Raw genomic sequence first — 8,002 nt, 5'->3', positions numbered from 1 at the left:
GTTCAGCACGTGGAACACAGCGCTAGCAGCGCCTACCCCATCACCGCAGACCCGAAGGTTTCGTTTGGTTGGGCGGTCTACTTGAAGTACTCGAAGAGTGAGACAAGTCGCATCGCTGGATACACGCCGTATGGAACGCTCGTCTCAGGTGTCTGCCCCTTCATTCCAGGGTTTGGCCAGGTGGCTGGTGCTGTGTGCATTGCGGCGATTGGGGCTTTCGCGACCTCTATCGATCGAACCTTCAATAGTGCTAAGTCGCGTGGTCGTTGCGTGCAGATCTCGCACCCCTATTACCCCACGGCCGTGACTCTCGCGGCGCAACTACGGTGGAAGGAAGTCTCGTGTTGAAAGGAAACGTCCAGGTCGGGTCCCTACTAGTCTCGCTGGCCCTAGGGGTCGCGGCGGGACTTTTCACCTCCTGGTATATCTACGGTGTCGTGTGGCAGTGGCCGCTGTACTTCATGGTGGCTTGCTGCGTTGGCGGGTGGTGGTACCAGCGGCAACGTGTCTCTCGCCGCCGCGCGAAGTAGGCAAGTAACGTCGGCGTTCTGGTTGACATCGGCCGAGCCCTGGAGTTTTCCAGATGTTGGCGTACGGCATCGAGCTGTAGCGTTCGCAACCGCCTCACCAGCGCCCTTTCCCCTGGCCGTAAAAACGCGGCGGGGGGAAAGGGCGCTGGGCGTTCTGGCCGTAGTTGCGGGGCGCATTCCGGCACCGCCCGGTCCGCTCAGTGCGTGAGCTTCAGCCCCGCGACGCAACCCACGATGCCCAGAATGAGCAGCACGCGCACGATGGAGAATGCTTCAGCACCGCTGGCCATCGCCCAGATCGCGGTCAGTGCCGCACCGATGCCCACCCACACGGCGTAGGCGGTGCCAACGGGAAGTGTCTTGAGTGCCCACGCAAGGCCAGCCATGCTGGCGATGAGGGCCACGACGAACACGGCCGACGGCCAGAGTTTGGTGAAACCCTCCGACCGCGACAGGGCAGTGGCCCATACGGCTTCGAGGACGCCTGACAGAACAAGAATGACCCATGGCATGAGGGGCTCCCTATGTGACGTCTTGTCGCGTTGCCGGGTACGTCACCCTCGTCCGGGAGCCAAGGTCAGGCTCTGGACCCGAGGATCTCACACTCTTCACCGCGTGGCCACTCGCAGCATCGGCCCTCCTCGACGTGCACGCTGGTGTCGACGCCCCGTCGCGCCCGCCGCAGACGTAGGCTGGTGTCAGAGGAATGGCCCTGATCCGGGGCCCGCAACCCCAAGGAGAGACCGCATGACGCTCACCCGTGCTGAACTGGCTCGCTACGTTGACCACACGCTGTTGAAGCCCGAGTCGACCGCAGCCGATGTTGCCGCGCTCGCCGTTGAGGCAGGGGAGTTGGGGGTGTTCTCCATTTGCGTGTCACCACTGATGCTTCCGGTGGAGGTCCCGGAAGGTGTCGCAGTCGCCACTGTTTGCGGGTTCCCCTCCGGCAAGCACTACTCCCAGATCAAGGCCGCTGAGGCCGCGCTGAGCATCGACCAGGGTGCTGATGAGGTGGACATGGTGATCGATGTTGCTGCGGCTATCGAGGGTCGCTTTGGTGACATCGAGAAGGATGTTGCCGCCGTGCGGGCCGTGATCCCCGACGACAAGATCCTCAAGGTCATCATCGAGTCCGCGGCGCTCAGCGACGACGGCATCGTGGGCGCCTGCAAGGCCTCCGCTGCAGCGGGCGCGCACTTTGTGAAGACCTCCACCGGGTTTCACAGCACCGGCGGCGCAACTGAGCATGCGGTGCGCTTGATGCGGGAGACAGTGGGAGACGCGTTGGGCGTCAAGGCTTCCGGTGGCATTCGGACTGCCGATGCTGCGCTCGCCATGATCGCCGCGGGTGCGTCCCGTTTGGGACTGTCTGGCACGCGTGCAGTGCTCGACGGCCTGGACGGCGTCGTGTCGGCCGATGCCGGGGATGGCGGCTACTAAGCCCACACCCTGCAACGACAACGGTCCTGGGCGTCACCCGTAGGTGACGGCCAGGACCGTCGTTGCGTTCCAACCCCGCCGCGTATCTACGGCCAGGGGAGAAAGCTTGGGGCTAGAGGCCCAAGGCCGACCTCACATCGGCTTCCAGCGCAGTCATGGCTTCTTCCGCGCGAGCGCGTGCGCCCGCGACGTCGGCGGTGGGCTCCTCGATGACTTCCAGGTAGGCCTTGATCTTGGGTTCCGTGCCCGAGGGCCTGATGATGACGCGTGCGCCCGACTCCGTCGCCAAGTGCAGGCCGTTGGTGGGCGGGAGCCCGTGGAGGCCCTCGTTCATGTCGTCGGTCTGGGCTACCGGGGAGCCCGCCAACGTTGCGGGCGGGTTGTCCAGGAGCTTCGACATCAGTGCGGGAATCAGTGACAGGTCGCTGAAGCGCCCCGACACCTGTCGCGTCAAGTGGACGCCGTAGTCGCGAGCGAGATCATCGATCGCATCCTCAAGGGTGCGTCCCGACTGCTTGAGTTCCGCAACAAAATCAGCGACCAGCACAGCGGCAGTGACGCCATCCTTGTCACGCACCAAGTCCGGAGCCACGCAGTAGCCAAGGGCTTCCTCATAGCCGTAAACCAGGCCCGGCTCACGAGCAATCCACTTGAAGCCCGTGAGCGTGTGCGCGTGACGCAGCCCGTGGCGTTCGGCGATACGCGCCAGCATTCGGGACGACACAATCGAGTTCGCGAGCACAGCACCTTGGGGGTGCCCGCCGCGTGCGGCCACACGTTCGCCGAGCAGTGAGCCCACGACATCGCCGTGCAGCATGGTCCACACGCCGCCGATCTTGGTTGCGACAGCGCAACGGTCCGCATCGGGATCGTTGGCGATCACGACGTCCGCATCCACCTCAGTCGCCAGTTCCAGCGCGAGGTCGATAGCGCCGGGTTCTTCCGGGTTGGGGAAGGACACGGTGGGGAAGTCGCCATCGGGGACCGCCTGAGTGGGGACGGTATGCAAGTCGCCGAACCCCGCGGAGCTGAGGACGGCCTCAACGCTGTCCCCTCCCACGCCATGCAACGGCGTCAGGACGATGCGCACATTGCCGCGCGAGCCGTCCTCAGGGGCGGCGCCCACGAGCGATGCCGCAGCAGAGACGTAGTTGAAGGGAACCTCATCGCTGATGAGTTCCCATCCGGACGTGGCGCGCGGCACGTCGGCGACTGCGGACACCTGAGCGATCCGGGAGGCGATCTCAGCGTCGAACGGCGGCACAATCTGAGCTCCGTCGCCATCGCCAGGAACCACGCGTCCACCCAGGTAAACCTTGTAGCCGTTGTCCTGCGGGGGGTTGTGGGACGCGGTCACCATGACCCCAGCATCGGCGTTCAATGCCCGCACGGTGTAAGCCAAGAGGGGCGTGGGGTAGAGGCGGGGCATGAGAACTGCGCGGTGTCCCGCAGCGGTCATGACGGCAGCGGTGTCCACTGCGAAGTCATACGAGCCGTGACGAGCGTCGTAGCCGATCGTCACGGTGGCGCGCGGCTCTTCACCAGCGGCCTCAAGGGCGTCCGTCAGGTAACGCGCGAGTCCCGCAGCAGCGCGAATCACGACCGCGCGGTTCATCCGGTTGGGACCTGCGCCCAACGCTCCACGCAGTCCTGCAGTGCCGAACTCCAGCATCCCCAAGAACCGGTCGCGGAGATCACGGATAGCGTCGTCGTAGCCGGCCTTCGCCGCCACGATCACGGCCTCTAGCTCGGCCCGTGTGGCCTCGTCAGGGTCGTCGTGAGCCCACAGTTCTGCACGCTCGATCAGGGTGGTCACGTCGCTCATGACATGCGCTCCACCACATCGGCCAGAAGGCGAGAGATCCGTGGCGCCGCCGCGGCGCCCTCGTCGAGAACCTCCTGATGGTTCAAGGTTTCCCCGCCGATGCCGGCCGCAAGGTTCGTCACCAGCGACAAGCCCAGAATTTCCAAGCCAGCCTCGCGGGCGGCGATCGCTTCCAGTGCAGTCGACATTCCCACCAAGTCAGCACCCAGAATCGATGCCATCTTGACCTCGGCAGGAGTCTCGTACTGGGGGCCCGTGAACTGCGCGTACACGCCGTCCTTGAGGCCTCCATCGATTTCCTTGGCGAGCGCACGCAAGCGAGGCGAATACGTCTGCGTCATGTCCACAAACGTGGCGCCTTCAAGAGGAGTCGTCCCCGTCAGGTTGATGTGGTCCGTGAGCAGCACCACAGAACCGGGGCCCACGTCAGGATTGGTCGACCCACAGCCGTTCGTCAACACCAACTGCTTGCAGCCAGCGGCCGCAGCCGTCCGAACCCCGTGCGCCACCTTCCCGGCGTCTCTTACCTGGTAAAAGTGCTGGCGAGCACCCAAAACCAGGACGGCACGACCATCGGCCGTGCGCAGTGAACGCAGCGTGGGGTGATGGCCGGCCACCACATGGCCAGCGAAACCAGGGATCTCATTGGCAGGTACTGATGCGACTTCCTCGCCAATGAGGTCAGCCGCACCTCCCCACCCAGATCCGAGCACAAGAGCGATGTCGTGAGTCTCGACACCAGTCGCAGCAGCAAGGGCAGCGGCAGCCTCAGAGGCGCGAGCAGCAGCTTCAGTCATGACTCGAGCGTAACCCGATTCGTGGACGTTTCGCCTGACACATATGGGTGACAATGGTCACCATGGCGACAACGACTGTGGCGATCATTGGTGGCGGCCCCGGAGGCTACGAGGCGGCACTCGTGGCCCGCAAGGCAGGTGCCGAGGTCACACTCATCGAACGCCAGGGGATGGGTGGCAACGCCGTCCTCACCGACGTGGTGCCATCCAAAACCGTCATCGCCACCGCCGAATGGCGCACCATCGCCGACCGCGCCCCCCAGCTCGGCATCCGCGCCGGAGACACATCCGCTGACGGAGACGGGCCACACCTCTCCGTGGACATGGCTGCCGTCAACACCCGCATCCGTGGCCTGGTCGCCAAGCAATCCAGCGACATCGCTGCACGCATGGCCAAGAACGACATCACCGTCATCGACGGCACCGGAGTCTTGACGGCCGATGGTGGGGTCCAGATCGGGGACGAGACCCTCCGCCCCGACGTGGTGCTGTTGGCCGTGGGGGCCCGGCCGCGTGTGGTTCCCAGCGCCGAACCCGACGGCACCCGCATCCTCACCTGGACTCAGCTCTACAACCTCACCGAACTCCCCGAACACCTGATTGTGGTGGGCTCCGGAGTTACCGGCGCCGAGTTTGCAGGCGCCTACAGCCTGCTGGGCTCCCATGTCACGCTCGTCTCGTCAGGCGACCGGGTCCTGTCCAAAGAAGACCCTGAGGCCGCCGCACTCATCCAAGAAGTCTTCGCCGAACGAGGCATGACCGTCCTAGGCGGAACCCGTGCCGCCAGCGCCGTCGCCACTGCCGACGGCGTGGACGTGACGCTCGCCGACGGACGCGTGGTCCACGGCAGCCATTGCCTCATGGCGGTGGGATCCGTCCCCAACACCGAGGACCTGGGCCTCGCTGAAGCAGGTGTCGAGGTCGACGAGCGCGGCTACATTCAGGTAGACCGTGTCTCGCGCACGAGCGCCCGCGGCATCTACGCAGCCGGCGACTGCACTGGAGTCCTGCCCCTGGCGTCCGTCGCGGCCACCCAAGGCCGCATCGCGATGGCGCACGCACTGGGAGACGCGGTCACCCCGCTCGACCTCCGCCACGTCTCCTCCGCAGTATTCACCGCACCAGAAATCGCGACCGTAGGGGCCTCAGAAGACGACCTGCGCGCTCGCGGAATCTTCTACGAGGTGTCACGTCTAGACCTAGCCCGCAACCCCCGCGCCAAGATGCTGGGAATCGATCAAGGGTTCGTCAAGATCTTCGGCCACACCGTCACGGGTCAAGTGCTCGGAGCCGTCATCGTCGGTTCCCGAGCTAGCGAACACATCTTCCCTCTGGCCCTCGCCGTTACTCATCACCTGACGGTTGACGACGTCGCCGCAGTGTTCACGGTCTACCCGTCACTGGCAGGCACCACGGCAGAAGTCGCCCGCAGACTCCACCACCTGGGTGACGCTAGTCGCAGTTAGCCGCCCCGCGTTGGGGTGTGGCGGTGTGTGGTGCTAGTCGGCGTGTGACCGTGTGTGGTGCTAGTCGGCGTGCGGCGCGAGGTCCCCACCCAGACCCGTGAGGACATGCGCGGTCAGCGGCGGATGGTCCGACCACGGGACGTCCACCACGGCGACGTCCTCCATCGTCACTTCACGGCCCACCAAGAAGTCCTCACGGTCTCCCATGGTGAGCGTCGCATCGGCCGGCAGCGCCTGCGAGGCCAGTACAAAACCCGTACCCTGCAGCGCTTCCACCGTGGCAGAGCCCGCAGTGTCACCAAAGTCGCCACCGATCACGACCGGTCCAATAGTGCCGCTCCACTGCGCCAACTCGCGCGCATGCTCCGCACGCTCATCCGCGGTAGCGGAAGCATCGAACTGCGTCGACACATACGTGGCACCCATGAACGTCACCGCAAGGGCCCCTCGCTGCGGACCGCTCTCACTATCGAGTTCCAACGCCCGCACCCCGTCGTGCGGCCGGGACGTGATGATCGCATTGCCGGTCTGCGACGTGTGACTGCCGGCATACGAGTACGGCAACTGCAGCTCACCCGCAAGGAACTCCACCATGTCCAGTCCGCCAGACAGCAGCGAACCCCGGTCAACCTCCTGCAGCATCACCACGTCGGCAGGGTTATCGCGCAGCGTCTGAGCGATTGCCACGGGATCCAGCGCAGGCCCGCCATTCTCGCTCGACGTCACCCCGTGATGAACGTTCCATGACGTCACCTGCGGCGTTGCCAGGAAGTCCTCGGAGTACAGGCGGTCCTGCTCAAATGAGGAGTACGTCCACCAGCTCGCCCCCGCGGCCACCACTACGCCGACCGCGATCCGTGGCAACACACCCCTGACCACCGTGTGGCCAGCACGCTCATGCCAGGCAGCCAACGAGCCGCCCATCATCAACGCAATACCCACCGTCGCCATCAACACCCCATGGCGCACCGGCAACGCCGCAACTCTGTCGACCTCCACCGCCAACAACGGCACCACCACAGCAGCCACAAACACCGCCCAGGCACCCAAACTGCGCAGCGTGCTGCCCTTCTCTGCACGCATCATCAACGCCGCCGCCAAGGTGCTGAGCGCCGCCGCCAATGGCAATGCCACCAATGCGGCCGTCCCCGGCACCAACGCCATCACCGCAAGCGAAGCCGCGCCCACCGTCATCAGACCAATGCGCAACGCTCCAGGAAACACCCCCGCTGCAGAAGCCAACCGAGCGCCGGCCAGCAGGCCCACAATCGCCAAAGGAGCGGCAACCGACAGCCGCATCTCACTCTCCGACGCGACGTAACCCAGATTCGCGAACGCGTAGATCACCAGCGCCCAATACAGGCCGTACGCCCACCAGCCCCGGACATTCGCGGCTGGCTTCAAGTCGTGACAACGCCAACCATTGAACATGGCGAGCACGAAAACGACACCAAGCGCTGCCCAACCCCACACATCAGTCCGCCACACCGCATCGAGAGTGCGAAGGAACGCCTGCTCCGCGACCGCCGCCGCGGCACCCAACGCCGTTCCCGCCAACAATGCCGGACCATTACCGCTGCCCAACGTTGCCCGAGCCGCCAGCACCACCGTGGCAAGAGCCAAGGCGGCAAGATACAAGCCCGCCCCAATAAGCCACACGCCGTCCAAGGCCGGAAGAGCAAACCGGAAGCCAGCGGTCACCGCCAGCATGAACCACACGGTCCCGCCATGACTGAAGAACTGGGCGGCAACGGACGCCAACCAAGCAATACCCGCACCGGCTGCAGCCACCGCGCCCACCGCAATCAGCGCAGGAGTAGGGGAAGGGTCCGACAAGTCCCACAACAACGGACCCGCAGCCCTCAACGAATCAATCAGCAGCCACGACGCAACAGCAATCAGGCCAAGTGAGCGACGAGCATCGGTCATGCTTGTCACCGTACT

7 protein-coding genes and 1 riboswitch are annotated in these 8,002 nt (G+C 65.0%); of the genes, 3 read left to right on the top strand and 4 right to left on the bottom strand.

Annotation, left to right across the window (positions count from 1 at the left end; all coding sequences use genetic code 11):
• Nucleotides 1-348 (top strand): hypothetical protein (locus ON058_RS09390; RefSeq protein WP_274668784.1); only part of this gene is annotated, 348 nt, incomplete at its 5' end.
• A 379-nt stretch (nucleotides 349-727) separates the two neighbouring features.
• Here ON058_RS09390 and ON058_RS09385 read toward each other — a convergent pair.
• Nucleotides 728-1,042 (bottom strand): multidrug efflux SMR transporter, encoded by a 315-nt coding sequence (locus ON058_RS09385; protein WP_274668783.1) that lies wholly within the window; start codon nucleotides 1,040-1,042, stop codon nucleotides 728-730.
• A gap of 11 nt (nucleotides 1,043-1,053) precedes the next feature.
• A riboswitch (guanidine-III (ykkC-III) riboswitch) is annotated at nucleotides 1,054-1,118 on the bottom strand.
• A gap of 159 nt (nucleotides 1,119-1,277) precedes the next feature.
• On the opposite strand from ON058_RS09385, the gene deoC reads away from it, so the two are divergent.
• Nucleotides 1,278-1,970 carry a deoxyribose-phosphate aldolase gene (deoC, locus tag ON058_RS09380; protein WP_274668782.1) on the top strand — a complete coding sequence of 231 codons (693 nt, stop codon included), beginning with the start codon at nucleotides 1,278-1,280 and terminating at the stop codon, nucleotides 1,968-1,970.
• Between the two features lie 112 nt (nucleotides 1,971-2,082).
• On the opposite strand, the gene ON058_RS09375 is transcribed toward deoC, so the two are convergent.
• Together ON058_RS09375 and ON058_RS09370 are read right to left on the bottom strand one after the other, a co-directional pair.
• Nucleotides 2,083-3,795 carry a phospho-sugar mutase gene (locus ON058_RS09375; RefSeq protein ID WP_274668781.1) on the bottom strand — a complete coding sequence of 571 codons (1,713 nt, stop codon included), beginning with the start codon at nucleotides 3,793-3,795 and terminating at the stop codon, nucleotides 2,083-2,085.
• A complete protein-coding gene (locus ON058_RS09370; RefSeq protein WP_274668780.1) occupies nucleotides 3,792-4,592 on the bottom strand; it encodes a purine-nucleoside phosphorylase in 801 nt (266 codons plus the stop codon). Before ON058_RS09370 ends, ON058_RS09375 begins: the two co-directional genes overlap by 4 nt.
• A 62-nt stretch (nucleotides 4,593-4,654) precedes the next feature.
• Here ON058_RS09370 and ON058_RS09365 point away from each other — a divergent pair, with 62 nt between their 5' ends.
• Complete coding sequence (locus ON058_RS09365) at nucleotides 4,655-6,058, top strand: NAD(P)H-quinone dehydrogenase (RefSeq protein ID WP_274668779.1); 1,404 nt, start codon at nucleotides 4,655-4,657, stop codon at nucleotides 6,056-6,058.
• Between the two features lie 60 nt (nucleotides 6,059-6,118).
• On the opposite strand, the gene ON058_RS09360 is transcribed toward ON058_RS09365, so the two are convergent.
• Nucleotides 6,119-7,987, bottom strand: a complete 1,869-nt coding sequence (locus ON058_RS09360) for an endonuclease/exonuclease/phosphatase family protein (RefSeq protein WP_274668778.1) — start codon at nucleotides 7,985-7,987, stop codon at nucleotides 6,119-6,121.
• Nucleotides 7,988-8,002 lie beyond the last annotated feature (15 nt).

This window comes from Demequina sp. B12, from assembly GCF_028823635.1.
Taxonomy (GTDB): domain Bacteria; phylum Actinomycetota; class Actinomycetes; order Actinomycetales; family Demequinaceae; genus Demequina.
Note: the sequence above shows the minus strand (reverse complement) of the source record. Positions and strands in the feature narration are given on the sequence as shown.

What these genes read in the sequence shown, in the direction of transcription:
- deoC (WP_274668782.1), top strand. Translation starts at nt 1,278, where the DNA reads ATGACGCTCACCCGTGCTGAACTGGCTCGCTACGTTGACCACACGCTG.
- ON058_RS09385 (WP_274668783.1), bottom strand. Translation starts at nt 1,042, where the DNA reads ATGCCATGGGTCATTCTTGTTCTGTCAGGCGTCCTCGAAGCCGTATGG.
- ON058_RS09365 (WP_274668779.1), top strand. Translation starts at nt 4,655, where the DNA reads ATGGCGACAACGACTGTGGCGATCATTGGTGGCGGCCCCGGAGGCTAC.
- ON058_RS09375 (WP_274668781.1), bottom strand. Translation starts at nt 3,795, where the DNA reads ATGAGCGACGTGACCACCCTGATCGAGCGTGCAGAACTGTGGGCTCAC.
- ON058_RS09360 (WP_274668778.1), bottom strand. Translation starts at nt 7,987, where the DNA reads ATGACCGATGCTCGTCGCTCACTTGGCCTGATTGCTGTTGCGTCGTGG.
- ON058_RS09370 (WP_274668780.1), bottom strand. Translation starts at nt 4,592, where the DNA reads ATGACTGAAGCTGCTGCTCGCGCCTCTGAGGCTGCCGCTGCCCTTGCT.